At 66.0% G+C, this 13,977-nt stretch carries 15 protein-coding genes; 4 read left to right on the top strand and 11 right to left on the bottom strand.

The genetic code is table 11. The features are described from left to right. Nucleotides 1-197: 197 nt before the first annotated feature. The 6 genes from V3B64_RS04620 to V3B64_RS04595 form a co-directional block, all read right to left on the bottom strand. Entirely contained in the window at nucleotides 198-650 is a 453-nt protein-coding gene (locus V3B64_RS04620; protein WP_121503563.1) for a hypothetical protein, read from the bottom strand. Continuing rightward, a complete protein-coding gene (locus V3B64_RS04615; protein ID WP_006452007.1) occupies nucleotides 647-850 on the bottom strand; it encodes a PspC domain-containing protein in 204 nt (67 codons plus the stop codon). The genes V3B64_RS04620 and V3B64_RS04615 overlap by 4 nt, the downstream gene beginning before the upstream one ends. Nucleotides 851-915: 65 nt before the next feature. Next, on the bottom strand, nucleotides 916-1,287 hold the full coding sequence (locus tag V3B64_RS04610) for a YfeK family protein (protein ID WP_121503564.1): 372 nt from the start codon (nucleotides 1,285-1,287) through the stop codon (nucleotides 916-918). Nucleotides 1,288-1,344: 57 nt separating this feature from the next. After that, nucleotides 1,345-2,412 (bottom strand): class III poly(R)-hydroxyalkanoic acid synthase subunit PhaC, encoded by a 1,068-nt coding sequence (gene phaC, locus V3B64_RS04605; protein WP_329913719.1) that lies wholly within the window; start codon nucleotides 2,410-2,412, stop codon nucleotides 1,345-1,347. Continuing rightward, nucleotides 2,409-3,473 (bottom strand): class III poly(R)-hydroxyalkanoic acid synthase subunit PhaE, encoded by a 1,065-nt coding sequence (phaE, locus tag V3B64_RS04600; protein WP_329913718.1) that lies wholly within the window; start codon nucleotides 3,471-3,473, stop codon nucleotides 2,409-2,411. The genes phaC and phaE overlap by 4 nt, the downstream gene beginning before the upstream one ends. 22 nt (nucleotides 3,474-3,495) lie before the next feature. After that, nucleotides 3,496-4,110 carry a CDP-alcohol phosphatidyltransferase family protein gene (locus V3B64_RS04595; protein ID WP_032130352.1) on the bottom strand — a complete coding sequence of 205 codons (615 nt, stop codon included), beginning with the start codon at nucleotides 4,108-4,110 and terminating at the stop codon, nucleotides 3,496-3,498. Between the two features lie 344 nt (nucleotides 4,111-4,454). Between V3B64_RS04595 and V3B64_RS04590 the strand changes: the two genes are divergently transcribed. Then, entirely contained in the window at nucleotides 4,455-5,105 is a 651-nt protein-coding gene (locus V3B64_RS04590) for a class I SAM-dependent methyltransferase (RefSeq protein ID WP_049398211.1), read from the top strand. 64 nt (nucleotides 5,106-5,169) lie between these two features. Here the strand turns inward: V3B64_RS04590 and V3B64_RS04585 are convergent, their stop codons facing one another. The 5 genes from V3B64_RS04585 to V3B64_RS04565 all read right to left on the bottom strand — a co-directional run bounded on the left by V3B64_RS04585 (nucleotide 5,170) and on the right by V3B64_RS04565 (nucleotide 9,418). Further along, the gene (locus V3B64_RS04585; protein ID WP_329913717.1) at nucleotides 5,170-6,534 is read right to left on the bottom strand and encodes an MATE family efflux transporter; all 1,365 of its coding nucleotides are present in this window, start codon (nucleotides 6,532-6,534) and stop codon (nucleotides 5,170-5,172) included. 118 nt (nucleotides 6,535-6,652) lie between these two features. Next, the gene (locus V3B64_RS04580; protein WP_329913716.1) at nucleotides 6,653-7,282 is read right to left on the bottom strand and encodes a DUF2239 family protein; all 630 of its coding nucleotides are present in this window, start codon (nucleotides 7,280-7,282) and stop codon (nucleotides 6,653-6,655) included. 125 nt (nucleotides 7,283-7,407) lie between these two features. After that, complete coding sequence (locus tag V3B64_RS04575) at nucleotides 7,408-7,896, bottom strand: 8-oxo-dGTP diphosphatase (RefSeq protein ID WP_049462146.1); 489 nt, start codon at nucleotides 7,894-7,896, stop codon at nucleotides 7,408-7,410. Between the two features lie 42 nt (nucleotides 7,897-7,938). Next, nucleotides 7,939-8,448 (bottom strand): DUF1249 domain-containing protein, encoded by a 510-nt coding sequence (locus V3B64_RS04570; protein ID WP_032130357.1) that lies wholly within the window; start codon nucleotides 8,446-8,448, stop codon nucleotides 7,939-7,941. A gap of 148 nt (nucleotides 8,449-8,596) precedes the next feature. After that, complete coding sequence (locus V3B64_RS04565) at nucleotides 8,597-9,418, bottom strand: pyruvate, water dikinase regulatory protein (protein ID WP_006452040.1); 822 nt, start codon at nucleotides 9,416-9,418, stop codon at nucleotides 8,597-8,599. Between the two features lie 145 nt (nucleotides 9,419-9,563). On the opposite strand from V3B64_RS04565, the gene ppsA reads away from it, so the two are divergent. From ppsA to V3B64_RS04550, 3 genes are all read left to right on the top strand, one after another. Beyond that, the gene (gene ppsA / locus V3B64_RS04560; protein ID WP_329913715.1) at nucleotides 9,564-11,942 is read left to right on the top strand and encodes a phosphoenolpyruvate synthase; all 2,379 of its coding nucleotides are present in this window, start codon (nucleotides 9,564-9,566) and stop codon (nucleotides 11,940-11,942) included. Between the two features lie 160 nt (nucleotides 11,943-12,102). Then, nucleotides 12,103-12,876: a hypothetical protein gene (locus V3B64_RS04555; RefSeq protein WP_329913714.1), complete on the top strand. Its 774-nt coding sequence runs from the start codon at nucleotides 12,103-12,105 to the stop codon at nucleotides 12,874-12,876. A gap of 111 nt (nucleotides 12,877-12,987) precedes the next feature. After that, nucleotides 12,988-13,881: a mechanosensitive ion channel domain-containing protein gene (locus V3B64_RS04550; protein ID WP_049462143.1), complete on the top strand. Its 894-nt coding sequence runs from the start codon at nucleotides 12,988-12,990 to the stop codon at nucleotides 13,879-13,881. Nucleotides 13,882-13,977 lie beyond the last annotated feature (96 nt).

Here is a 13,977-nt window from a genome sequence, read left to right as displayed (position 1 = left end):
TTCTATCCGGATTATCAGGGTAATGGACTGACTGGGCAACTCACTGCTTGATCGGCGCCATCCTGCTCCATCATCCGCAGGCGTTGACTATCCGTGATACTTGCATCCAGTAGAACAGGGATAATCTGAAAGGAGACTCATCCGGCCTTTCAACCGTTAATTAACAAGTCAACGAGCCGCCCACAAGCGATGTGAAACTATGGCCACCACCCACGCCCGAACCGGGCGAAATGATCGGCCGCACGCTCGAACGGGTTGCGCGCACTCACCCCGCCGCACAGCAGGTACACCGGCAGGTACAGCGGCCCCAGCACCATGTACTGGTAGACGTGCGCGCGCTCGTGGTCGTCCAGCCGGATCAGCGGCTCCACGCCCCACCCGGCCTGATGCGCATAGGTGCGGCAGGACATGCCCAGGTCGTGCCCGGTATGCAGGATCACATTGCCCAGCGTGATCGCCCCGCCCGGCCCCCACGGCCAGTGATCAAAGATGAGCGCACAGTCGCGGGCGCTCCAGCGCAGCGTCGCGCCGCCGAGCATGCCGGCCAGGCCACCGATCAGGCCGAGCAGGGAATTGGGCAGCGTCCACACCGCGCCCAGCACCTGCAGCGCGCGCAGCCAGAGTGGCCAGGGCCGGGAGGCGGCGTTCAATCGGCCTCGTTCGGGATCAGCAGCCACAGGATCAGGTAGACCAGGATGCCGGGGAAGGCCGCCGAGCCGATCGAGACCAGCACGAACACGATCCGTACCAGGGTGGCATTCCAGCCGAAGCGATGGGCAATGCCGCCCATCACGCCGGCAATCATGCGGTCGTTCAATGAACGCGACAGCGTGCGCGGCGTGGTGTTCATGGCGGTTCTCCTGGGCTACGGGAAAAAGCAGTCGAGCATGGCTCGACTCTACACCGCCCCTATGTCTACGGAGCGCGGTGGCGCAGGGCCTGCAGGCGTGCGCCGAACCAGGCGGCTGCAGTCTGTTCAGGCTGCCCCGGGCATTGGATGCGATAGGGCTTGCCGCTCATGCTGCTCTGGCTGGCGGCGCGCTCGATGAACTGCTCTGCGCTGTCCACCATGTCCTTCTTCAGCAGGTAGTCGTACTTGCGCTGCAGGTGCGCGCGCGCATCGCTGCCGTCGTACCAGCTGCCATTGCGCTGGAACCGGCACTGGGAGCCGTCCAGGCTGGAGATCAGCTGGGCGATCTCCCGGCGTGCATCCGTACTGGGTGCGGCGTGGGCAACAGGTGCTGCCAGCAGCAGCGTGGCAAGCAGCATCGAAATCCTTTGCGACATCATCACCCTCCATGCAGTCGAGCATGGCTCGACTCTACAAAAAAAAAGAAACCGGCTTTACGCGTCGCGCGCTTTCAGCCAGCCATCGATCGTGGCCGGCACTTCGCGCTGCGCGCGACCGGACACGTAGATGCCGATATGGCCGCCACGGAAACTGGACTCAGTGTAATCCTCGGTGCCCAGGCGTCCACGCATTGCGCGCGAGGCATCCGGCGGCACCAGGTGGTCCTGCTCGGCGTAGATGTTCAGTACCGGCAGGGTCACCTTCGACAGATCCACCGCCTCTTCGCCGATCCGCACCGTGCCGTTCATCAGCCCGTTGCCCTGGTAGAACTGCTTGATGAAGTCGCGGAACGCCTCGCCGGCCAGGTCCGGTGAATCGAAGATCCACTTCTCCATCCGCAGGAAATCCTCCAGCGCAGCCTTGTCATCGAGGATGTCGAGCAGGCCGACGTACTTCTGCACGTTCAGGCGGAACGGCTTGAGCATCAGGTAACTGGCATTCATCAGGTCGGCCGGGATGTTGCCCAGCGTGTCGACCAGCAGGTCCACATCCACCTGCCGCGCCCAGTGCGAGAGCATGTTGTCGGCGGTGTGGAAATCGACCGGGGTGACCATGGTGATCAGCTTGCCCAGCTTCTGCCGGCGCAGCGCGGCGTAGCACAGCGCGAACACGCCGCCCTGGCAGATGCCGAGCAGGTCGACCGGTCCACCACCGCGCGCGCGCAGCGCATCGACCGCGCCATCGATGTAGCGCAGCAGGTAGTCCTCCAGAGTCTGGAAGCGCTCCGAGCGATCCGGGTAGCCCCAGTCCAGCACGTAGACGTCCTGCCCCAGCGCCAGCAGCTTCTGCACCAGCGAACGGTCGGCCTGCAGGTCGACCATGTACGGCCTGTTGACCAGCGCATAGACAATCAGCAGCGGCGTGCGGCGGGTGGGTGCCTGCTCGCCGACGAAGCGGTACAGCACCACCTTGCCGTCGCGCCAGACTTCTTCGCGGGCGGTCACGCCATAGTCCACGTCTTCCACCTGCGGCAGCAGCTTCAGCCCTTCCATCAGCTTGCGCTGCATGGCGAGGGTTTCCTGCATCAGGTCATCGGCGTTGAAGCCCAGCGGTCCTTTCATCGGTCACGCGTCCGTGAGGTGGTGCGTGCGGCAGCCTTCTTCGCCGGTGCTTTCTTCGCGGCCGGCTTCTTCGCCGGCGCGGCCTTCTTCACGGCTTTGCGTGCGACCGGCTTCACCTTCGCAGGTGCCGGCTGCGACACCGGATCCACCGCGGCGGTCCCCGCCAGCACCGCCACCTGTGCCTGCAGGCGGCGCAGGCTGCGCTCCAGCTCGGCGATGCGGCGGTGCGCGGCGTCCATCTCGCTGCGGGTCGGCAGGCCGATCCGTTCACTCATCTGTTCCACCTCGCGCTGCAGGCCGGCGCGCAGGCGCATCTGAGCGTTGCCCAGCGCGGCATACACCTGCTGGAACGGTTCGGACATGGCGACCTTGGCGTAGGCCTCCTCGGCCACTTCAATCCACAGGTCGAACATCGCGCGGGCGCTGGTCAGCTGGCTGCCCGGCTGCTCGTGCTCGGCCAGGCGCTGCTCGAACAGCGCGAAGGCCTCGTCCAGTGCCTGCTTGATCTGATCGACGTAGGCGCGTGAATGCTGCTGGTATTCCTCCTGCGCCCGCAGCAGCGCCTGCCAGCGCGCCTGGTGCTCGCGGCCGGGCCCGAACGCCGGGCTCTGCAGCCACGGACCGGCCTGCAGCTGGAACTGCTGCAGCCAGGCGGCAAACTCCGGTACAGCGGCGCCAGCGTGGGTGCTGCCACGGGCGCCCTGCAGCATCCACTGCAGCATGCCGTCGCCCTGCCCCTGCACCGCCTCGCGCCAGGCTTGTGCCACGTCGGCACTGCTGGCGTCGCGGCCGGCGAAACGCGCGGCCACTTCCTGCATGGTGCCGTACCAGCTGCCCGCCTGTTCGCGGAAGCGGCGCACGGCATCTTCCGGCGCGCCCTGCCCCTGCTCGGGCAACAGCTGGCCCCACCAGTCGAACAGCCGTTGCCAGCTGCCGGGATCGTCACCGGCCGGCGCACCGGGCGTGCTGGCGTGGCGCAGGGCATCGCCCCAGGCGCCGAAGTACTGCCGGGCCAGGGTCTCGAAATCGCTGCTGCCGGCGTCGTGGGCCGAGCTGGTCATCGCAGGCCTCCGCAGGGCTGGCTCATGGCTTGGGGATACGCAGGGTCTTGCTGATCATCAGCGACCCGGACAGGGCGAACAACAGCACCATCGGGTGCAGCTGCCACGGGCCGATCTGCCACTGGCCGAACCAGATGTTCTGGCCGATGGCATCGGTACCGGCGGCGATCGCCAGCACGATCACCAGCACCAGGCTGGTCGGGATCGGGGTGCCCTCGAAATACGCGACTTTGCCCTCGTCGCCGGCCAGCGCCTCTGCGGTGACGTTGTAGCGCGCCAGGCGGCTGACGCCGCAGCAGACGAAATAGCTCAGCACCAGCCAGTCCCAGCCGCCCTGCATGCCGCAGGCGTAGGCCAGCGCCGCCGGGGCCACACCGAAGGAGATCACGTCGGACAGCGAGTCCAGCTCGCGGCCCAGGGTGGAGCTGGACTTGCGCCAGCGCGCGATGCGCCCATCGAGGGCGTCGAAAATGAAAGCCAGCGGGATCAACGCCATGCCGAACAGCAGGTAGCCGCGCTCGCCGTCCTGCAGGAAGCGCATTGCGGCAAAGACCGCACCGGTGCCGCAGAAAGCATTGGCCAGGGTGAACCAGTCGGCCAGCTGGAATTCGCGCAGCATCGAGAAGTGACGTTTCATGGTGTCTCACGGAGCATCAAGGCCCACAGGTTACCGCGAGGGCCGCCGCTGGCGACAGCGCTGGCAGGCCCCAGCCTTCACCGCTCCCTCACCTGTCCTCACCGGCGGTGAATTTTTCGCCACCCATCTTGACAGCCTAGGGGGGTGGCGCCTGTCGCGGCTTATCCACAAAGTTGCCCACGCGTAATCCACACCCCCTGTGGACAACCAGATCTCACCGACTGCGACGCTGGACATTTCCTCATCACCCCGAAGCGGGGTTTCCCTACTTCCCAAGCCACAAGGTCGGCGCTATGGTCACCGGCGGACCCGCCGCCGCCACGTCCGAAACTCTGCAACGGACGATGATGATGCTGGATGCTCCCACTCTGGCCGCACAGCTGCGGCAGCCCCATGGCGAGGCCGCGCTGGCGGTGGCCGACTCGATGAACCGCAGCAACGGCGCACTCAACCTGGCCGCGATCGGGCTGCTGGCCGTCGGTACTGGCGAACGGGTCCTGGAGATCGGCCCCGGCAATGCGGCCTTCGCGCCGCTGATGCTGCAGGCCACCGACAGCCACTATCTGGGTATTGAGCTGTCCACCGCCATGGTCGAGGCCGGCAACCAGCGCCTGGCCAGCGCCGGGTTGGCCGAGCGTGCCGCGATGCGACACGGCGACGCTCATGCGCTGCCGGTCGCCGATGCCGCGATGGATGCCGCGCTGGCGGTCAACACCCTGTACTTCTGGCCGAACCTGGCGCCGGTGCTGGACGAGCTGGCGCGGGTGCTGCGCCGGGGCGGCCGCCTGTGCCTGGCCTTTGGCGACGCCAGCTTCATGCGAAGCCTGCCATTTGCTGCCGACTTCCAACTGCATGAGCTGGACGCGGTGGAGCTGGCGCTGCGTGTGTCGGGCTTCCGCGTCTCGGCCTGGCGCAGCCACCGGGAATCCGCAGCCGGCAATGACGGCCAGATCCGCGAAAAGCACTTCCATCTGCTGCTGGCACAGCGGCGCTGAAGTGGTAGAGCCGGCCGCTGGCCGGCTGCCGCGGCAGTTCCGGATTGCCGGCCAGCGGCCGGCACTACCCAGCCTGCACCCGGCGCCGCCAACGCGCGAAGCAGAACACCTGCATCACCAGCATCGCCAGCAGCCCCAGTGGCCACGCCCACCACAGGCCGGCCAGCCCATGCCGCGCCTGCAACCACATCGCCAACGGCAGCTCCAGCAGCAGTACCGCTGCCATGCCCAACAACGCTGGCAACATCACCGTGCCACTGCCTCGCATCACTCCGACCAGCACCGCGCTGCCTCCCATCGCCAGCACGCCCCATACCACCGTGCGCAGCTGCGATGCGGCCAATTCGCGCACCTCTGCGGCCGCAAGAATCAGCCCGGTCAGCCAGGGCGCCAGCGCCATCACCAGCAGCACCACCACGCTCAGCATCGCCAGCCCAAGCAGCACACCGGTGCGAGCGATGGCGGGCAGCCGTGCCGTACGCCCCGCACCCATCGCATGCGCCGCGAGGATGGTGGCGGTGATCCCCAGCGACATCGCCGGCAGTTGCACCCAGCTCATCAACTGGTTGACCGCACCGTAGGCGGCCGTGGCCGTGTAGCCGTAGCGGTTGATCCAGCCCAGCAACACGATTTCGGCAATGGCCAGGCTGAGCATCTGCAGCGATGACGGTACGCCGATGCGCAGCATCGCGCGGATGAGCACGCCATCGAAACGGATGGCACGCAGCAGCTCACGTCCCGGCGCCAACGGGTGCTCCATCCTCTGCCACCGCCACATAAGCCAGGCCAGGGCCAGCAGCGAGGCAAATGCCGCCGAGACTGCCGCACTGGCCGAACCCAGCTGCGGCAGGCCGGCCCAGCCGAGGATCAGCAGCGGCGTGCACAGCAGGCCGACCACCGTGGCCAGCAGCAGCGCATGCAGCGGTGTCTTCGCATCGCCCACCGCGCGGCTCACCGCAGTGGCCAGCCACAGCAGGAAGAACACCGGTGCCGTCAGCAGCAGCACGCGTGCGTAGACAATGGACTCACTGAGGACCGCTGCCGGCGTGCCCAACGCCGCCAGCAGTTGTGGCGCGAAACCGCCGCCCAGGGCCATCACCAGCACCGACAACAGCAGGATCAGCGCCACCGCGCTGCCAGCCACGGCGCGTGCCTGCTGGGGGCGGCCCGCGCCCCAGGCCTGGCCGATCAGCACCATCGCACCGGTCGCCAGGCCCATTACCAAGGCCAACAGCAGGAAGAAGACCGGGAAGAACGCAGCCGCTGCAGCCACTGCCTGTGTGCCAAGCAGATGGCCGAGGTAGATGTTGTCCAGCGTGCCTGCGGCCAGCTGTAGCGCGTTGGTCAGCAGCATCGGCAACAGCAGGGTCAGGTAGGTGCGCCACAGTGGTGGTGCAACCGGGGGCGTCGGATGTACAGGGGTGCTCATGGGGTTCTCTGGGCAAAGCGCCGCCCTGCCCGGCGTTTCCGCCAGCAAAGCACGCACAGGGGAAGCGGGCCTGGACCCGCGGTCAGGTGGCGCCGTCGCTCAGCAACGGCGCGATGGCTCAGCCGTCGGCGTGGTCCGCAGGATCGTCGAAGGCCAGGCGCAGAGCGTGGGCGCGCACATCCGCGGGCCAACTCCGCAACGCCGCCTCCAGGCCCGCGCGGTCATGCGCGAACAGGACACGGATCGCCTCCTCGAAACCCGGCAGGTCACCAGCGATGGCCTGCAGGAAGTGATAGGCACGCTCGCTGTCACGACGCTGGCGGTCCTTGTCAGCACCGGCACAGCTGGCCGCCTCCACCAGCCTGCGCAGCACCACTGAGGCACCGCCAGGCTGCTCGGCCAGCCACGCCCAATGGCGCGGCAGCAAGGTCACTTCTCGGGCGACCACACCCAGCTTGGGGCGGCCACGGCCACGTGGGGTTGCGGGCGCCTCTTCGGCAGTGACGTCGGCATCCGTCCCCACGGCGGCGGGAAACGCTTCGTTTACCCGCGCCAGGAGTTCTGCGTCGCTGCCACGCGTATCGAAATCACGGGTGCGGCCGGTGGCGTTGTCGAACACCAGCAGCGGACCGGCAGCGTTGTCGACACGCAGCTGCTTCAACGCCAGCGCGGCCACTTCCGGCGTACCGGAAGCGACCAGGCGATGGCCGTCGAAACAACTGAAGGGAGGAAGTCGGGACGCAGGCATGGCAACGGCATCAGAGGCGATGCGCGAATATTGCCCGGGTAATTCTCCGCCGTCAATATTGCCCGGGTATTAATTTGCCAGAAGAGCGTGCCGACCAAAGGTTGGCAGCTACCCGATTTCCCGGCTCACAGGCGGCTGAAGGACCAGCTCACCATACGCCCGTCCTTGTACGGCATCACGCCGTGGAACGGGCGCGGGTCGGCGTCGAACACCAGCGGCAGGAAGTTGCGGTCGCCCTCCCACATCGGCAGGGTGTCCAGCTTGTCCAGGTCCACCCACTCCAGCGTGCCTTCGTGGTTGCCGCCATGCGGGGTGCCCTCGAATCCATCGATGACGAACACGAAGCCCAGCCAATCCTCGCCGTGCTTGCCGAAGCCCGGCCAGCTGATGGTGCCGCGCAGGCGCATGCCGGTGCAGTCGATGCCGGCTTCCTCGGCGATCTCGCGGCGCATGCTGGCCGCCACATCCTCGTCCGCTTCGATCTTGCCGCCCAGGCCGTTGTACTTGCCCAGGTGGTGGTCACCGGGACGGGTATTGCGGTGGATCATCAGCACCTGGCGACGATCAGGCGACAGCACATAGCCCAGGGTGGCGACGATCGGGGTGTACGGCATGGGGCAGCATCCAGCGGCAGGTCAGCCGTGGATTATGGCCGATCAGCGCACCAGCGACAGGCGACGCTCGGCAGGCGCACTGGCGCCGTCGGGATCGCGGCGCAGGGTGGCGACACCGTGGCCACGCTCGGCCAGGTATTCCAGCCACTTGCCGAGGAAGGTGTTCATTCGCATGCGGTGGCTGATCAGCTCCGCCGGCGGCGGGTACAGGCCCATGGTGTCCTGCCAGCGACGGCCGACGTAGCAGTGGGTGGTCTCGGCCTGGCGCGCGTCACGGTACAGACGCACATAGGCCGACGGATCCGGCTCACCGGTGACCGGGTCGGCCAGGTCGTAGGTCAGGCGCAGTTCCACCGTGTAGCGGTGGCACTCGATCACGTCCAGGCGGACATCCAGGCCGTCGCCGATCGAGGAAATGTAGCTGCCCGCCACCAGTCCGGCCGGTTCGAACAGACGCACCAGATGGCGGTAGTTTTCCGCGTACAGGCCCATGAGCCAGCTCAGCCGGCTCAGGCGGGGAATGCGTTCGGTGCGGGGCAAGGCTCGGGCCATGGGTCGATCCTACACGTTGGTGCTTCAACGTGGGGGCGCGCACGTGCAAGCCAACCCCTGGATAGTGCCGGCCGCTGGCCGGCAGCCCGGCATCGCGGCCGAGGGTTCATCCACCAGCCGGCCAGCGGCCGGCTCTACCAGATGAGGATCAATACAGCTCGCGCTGCAGCCCCAGCGTGGCCAGCACCTTGCTGGAAATCTCCTCGATCGAGGTATGGGTGGTGCTCAGGGTCGGGATCCGCTCCATCTGGAACATCACCTCGGCCGCAGCCACCTCGCGCTTGCAGGTGTCCAGGTTGGCGTAGCGCGAGTTCGGGCGGCGCTCCTGGCGGATCTGCTGCAGCCGGTCCGGGTCGATGGTCAGGCCGAACAGCTTGCGCCGGTAGTTGCGCAGGCGTGGCGGCAGGCGGTCGCTTTCCAGGTCTTCGTCGGTCAGCGGGTAATTGGCCGCGCGCACCCCATAATGCAGGGCCAGGTAGATGCAGGTGGGCGTCTTGCCGGCGCGCGACACCGCCACCAGGATCACGTCGGCATCGTCGTAGTTCACCGCGATGCCATCGTCATGGGTCAGGGCGAAGTTCATCGCGTTGATGCGGCGGTGGTAGGTGTCGAAATCCACCATGCCGTGCGCCTGGCCGACCCGGGCCAGGCGCGGACTGGCCAGTTCACGCTCCAGCGGCTCGATGAACGGTGCGAACACATCCAGCATCAGCGCGCCGCTGTCGGCCAGGATCAGGCTCAGGCTCTGGTCCACGCAGGAGTTCACCACGATCGGCCGGACCTGGTACCGCTCCCCTGCCGCCTGGATCCGGGCGCAGGCTTCACGCGCTTTTTCGGGGTCGTCGACAAACGACATGCGATCGGTAATGAAGCTGAACCCGGAGAACTGGGTAAGCAGGCTATGCCCAATGGTTTCAGCGGTGATACCGGTTCCATCGGAAACGTAGAACACCGGACGGATGGTCGACATGCGCGCTTTTACCCCCTACGAAGCCTAAAAAGGCCGCCAGCACAAGCTTGTGCCGACGGTACTCTGCCCGGCATCATATCGGCTTCTTCCTACGGACGCGGCCATTCCAGCCCGCCTCGGGCGATGGCCAAACGGAGCATCGCGCTTGAACGAGAACATCCTGTGGTTGCACGAACTGCGTCTGGCCGATCTGGCCCGCGTAGGCGGCAAGAATTCGTCGCTGGGCGAGATGATCGGCAACCTGGCCGGTCTGGGCGTTTCGGTGCCGGGCGGTTATGCCACCACCGCTGAAGCCTTCAAGGACTTCATCGCGCACAACGATCTGTCCAAGCGCATCTTCGACAAGCTGGCCACGCTGGACGTCGAGGACGTCAACGCGCTGACCGCAGCGGGCAAGGAAATCCGCACCTGGGTGATCGATGCCCCGCTGCAGCCGCAGCTGGACCAGGACATCCGCACCGCCTACGCCCAGCTGAGCGCCGACAACGGCGGCGGCGACGTGGCCGTGGCCGTGCGTTCGTCGGCCACCGCCGAGGATCTGCCGGATGCCTCCTTCGCCGGCCAGCAGGAAACCTTCCTCAACGTCACCGGTGCCGACGACGTCGTGCACAAGGTCAAGGAAGTGTTCGCCTCGCTGTACAACGACCGTGCCATCGCCTACCGCGTGCACCACGGCTTCAAGCATGAGGACGTGTTCCTGTCCGCCGGCGTGCAGCTGATGGTGCGTTCGGGCGTCGGTTCCTCCGGCGTGCTGTTCACCCTGGACACCGAGTCCGGCTTCCGCGATGTGGTGTTCGTCACCTCGTCCTTCGGCCTGGGCGAAATGGTCGTGCAGGGCGCGGTCAACCCGGACGAGTACTACGTCTACAAGCCCACCCTGCAGGCCGGCAAGCCGGCGATCCTGCGCCGCTCGCTCGGCAGCAAGGCCATCCGCATGGTGTATTCGGATGTTCCGGGTGAGCGCGTCAGGATCGAGGACACCCCGGCTGAACTGCGCACCACCTTCTCGATCAGCGACGAGGACGTGCAGGAACTGTCCAGGCAGGCGCTGGTCATCGAAAAGCACTACGGCCGCCCGATGGACATTGAGTGGGCCAAGGACGGTGTCAGCGGCAAGCTGTTCATCGTGCAGGCGCGCCCGGAAACGGTGAAGTCGCGCAGCCATGCCACCCAGATCGAGCGCTTCGCGCTGACCGAAAAGGGCGGCAACGTGCTGGCCGAGGGCCGCGCCGTCGGTGCCAAGATCGGTTCGGGCGTGGCCCGCGTGGTCAAGACGCTGGACGACATGAACCGCGTGCAGCCGGGCGACGTGCTGATCGCCGACATGACCGATCCCGATTGGGAACCGGTGATGAAGCGCGCTTCGGCCATCGTCACCAACCGTGGTGGCCGTACCTGCCACGCCGCGATCATCGCGCGCGAGCTGGGCGTGCCGGCCGTGGTCGGTTCGGGCAACGCCACCAAGGTCATCGAAGATGGCCAGCTGGTCACCGTCAGCTGCGCTGAAGGCGATACCGGCTTCATCTACGAAGGCAAGCTGGGCTTCGAGCGCACCACCACCGATCTGGGCAACATGCCGCCGGCACCGCTGAAGATCATGATGAACGTGGCCAACCCGGAACGTGCCTTCGACTTCGGCCAGCTGCCGAACGCCGGCATCGGCCTGGCCCGTCTGGAAATGATCATCGCCAGCCACATCGGCATCCACCCGAACGCGCTGCTGGAATACGACCGCCAGGATGCGGCAACCAGGAAGAAGATCGACGAGAAGATCGCCGGTTACGGTGATCCGGTCAGCTTCTACGTGGATCGCCTGGCCGAAGGCATCGCCACCCTCACCGCCTCGGTCGCACCGAACGCCGTGATCGTGCGCCTGTCGGACTTCAAGTCCAACGAGTACGCCAACCTGATCGGCGGCAGCAACTACGAGCCGCACGAAGAGAACCCGATGATCGGCTTCCGCGGCGCCAGCCGTTACGTCGATCCGAGCTTCTCGGCCGCCTTCGCGCTGGAGTGCAAGGCCGTGCTGCGCGTGCGTAACGAAATGGGCCTGGACAACCTGTGGGTCATGATTCCGTTCGTGCGCACCCTGGAAGAAGGCCGCAAGGTCATCGAGGTGCTGGAACAGAACGGCCTGAAGCAGGGCGAGAACGGCCTGAAGATCATCATGATGTGCGAAGTGCCGTCCAACGCACTGCTCGCCGATGAGTTCCTGGAGATCTTCGACGGCTTCTCGATCGGCTCCAACGACCTGACCCAGCTCAGCCTGGGCCTGGACCGCGATTCGTCGATCGTCGCGCACCTGTTCGACGAACGTAACCCGGCAGTGAAGAAGCTGCTGTCGATGGCGATCAAGTCGGCACGTGCCAAGGGCAAGTACGTCGGCATCTGCGGCCAGGGCCCGTCCGATCATCCGGATCTGGCCGAATGGCTGATGCAGGAAGGCATCGAGTCGGTGTCGCTGAACCCGGACACCGTGGTCGATACCTGGCTGCGCCTGGCCAAGCTGAAGGCCAAGGGCTGATCCGGCTGTAAGGCTGAATAAAGAAACCCCGCCTCGGCGGGGTTTCTGCTTTTGGGGACCAACTGGACCGATATGTCATTTGCAACTATTCCAGTAGGCGCCCTGAAACGGCCGACGCACACTGGGAGGACTGGAATCACTTGCCGGCAAGGTTCGCCCCATGACCATCCCGTTCGCACTTGGACTGTTCAACTACTCCGGCCCACTGGCAGGAGCGCAGGATTTCCAGAGGTTTCACGAGTTGGCTATATCCATGCTCGAAAAGCGTGGAGTAGGGGCCACCTACTTTGCGTCTGATGGAAAGGGCCACAGCAGCAACTTGGCGAAACTGGGCAATGCAGCACATCGAAGACTTCTGGCCAGTGGCTTCAACGAGCTGACTCTCCTCAGTGTTGTCGCTGTACCCAAAGGAAGTGGCGCGCCCGCCTATGATCTGACGGCATCAGTGGATTTCTGCTCCCATCACGAGCTTGGAACGGAATTTGCTCTGTTCTCCAAGGACGCTCGCTTCCCCCTGGAACCGCAGTCCATCCGCGAGCTCCTGGTGGGGCTGATCGCCCTGTATGACTGGGACTTCGGCTACGTCACTCACCCACCCTTCGAGCGCAGCCCGCAGGCCTACATCAGTGGCTACTGTGATGGCACACAGCCGCAGGACGAAGAAGACCGCAACCAGATCTGGTATGACGCCCCGCCAGAGGTTCGCATGCACAAGGCCCGCAACATCTTCCCGCTTAGCCTGCTGAATCCAGTGCAGTTGGGTGTGTCCGTCGCGCCCGGCAAGACACTGGCGGCGATACTGCAAGGTACTCCCGGCTGCACGTTGGACGAACTGGTGCCCGGCCGCCTCTGGCTCAGTACGGTAGAACCGCACCTGGTACAAGGACTCCGCTCGCTGCTCAAGGGTACGGGCGCGTTGATCGAAGGCGGCTGACATCACGTTCATCCTGCGATGCCGATAATCTGCCCGCATGCAACCCCGCCTCTGCGGGGTTTTCAGTTCTTGGCGTTCTTGAGCGCCGCGCCCGTTCGACAAGGAGCCCGCATGATTGCTACTGCCCCACCCGCCCCCGCCGCAACACCCTGGTTCCACTCGCTCGATTGGGAACGCCTGCTGGAGACCTACGGCGTGCCATTGCTGGCCGCGATCGTGGTGCTGCTGGTCGGCATGTGGGTGGCACGTCGCTTGTCCAATGCAATGCCGCGCGCCACCGCGCGCATGGGCGTGGACCCGATGCTGGGCAATTTCCTGCGCAACGTGGTGTACGCCGCGTCGCTGGTGATCGTGGTGGTACTGGCAATCGGCACGCTGGGCGTGCAGATCACCCCGCTGCTGGCCGTGCTTGGCACCGCCGGCCTGGCGGTAGGCCTGGCACTGAAGGATTCGCTGTCCAACATCGCCTCGGGCGTCATGCTGGTGACGCTGCGCCCGTTCCGCGTGGGCGATGTGGTGACAGTGGCCGGACAGACCGGCACGGTGCGCGAAGTGCGCATCTTCCAGACCGTCATCACCGGTGCCGACAATCAGCACACCACCATTCCGAACACGCTGATCACCGCTGCGCCGATCATCAACCTGACCGCCGAGCCGACCCGCCGCGTCGAACTGGTGGTGGGCATCGGCTATGAAGACAACATCCAGCTGGCGCGCGACACCGCGCTGGCGCTGATGAAGGCCGACCCGCGCGTGTTGCAGACGCCGGCACCGGACGTAGTGGTGTACGAACTGGGCGCGCACGCGATCAATCTTGGCATCCGCTGCTACGTGAAGTCAGCCGACTGGTTCGGTACCAAGGTCACGCTGCTGGAACAGCTCAAGCTGGGCTTCGACAAGGCCGGCATCAACATCCCGTATCCGCAGCAGGACATGCACCTGTACCTGCATGGCAAGGATGGCGGCGTGGTCGAGGCCGACGCACTGGTGCGCGACAAGCCCTGATCCCAAACAGAAATGCCGGCCCGCGGCCGGCACTACCCTGCCCCGCGCACCCAGGTAGTGGCCGGCCCCGGGGGGGCCACCACCCGAAGCCGGGGG

Origin of the sequence: Stenotrophomonas sp. SMYL86 (assembly GCF_036320025.1) — a bacterium.
Classification (GTDB): Bacteria; Pseudomonadota; Gammaproteobacteria; order Xanthomonadales; family Xanthomonadaceae; genus Stenotrophomonas; species Stenotrophomonas maltophilia_A.
The sequence above is the reverse complement of the archived record's forward strand: the minus strand, read 5'-3'. Positions and strand labels throughout refer to the sequence as shown.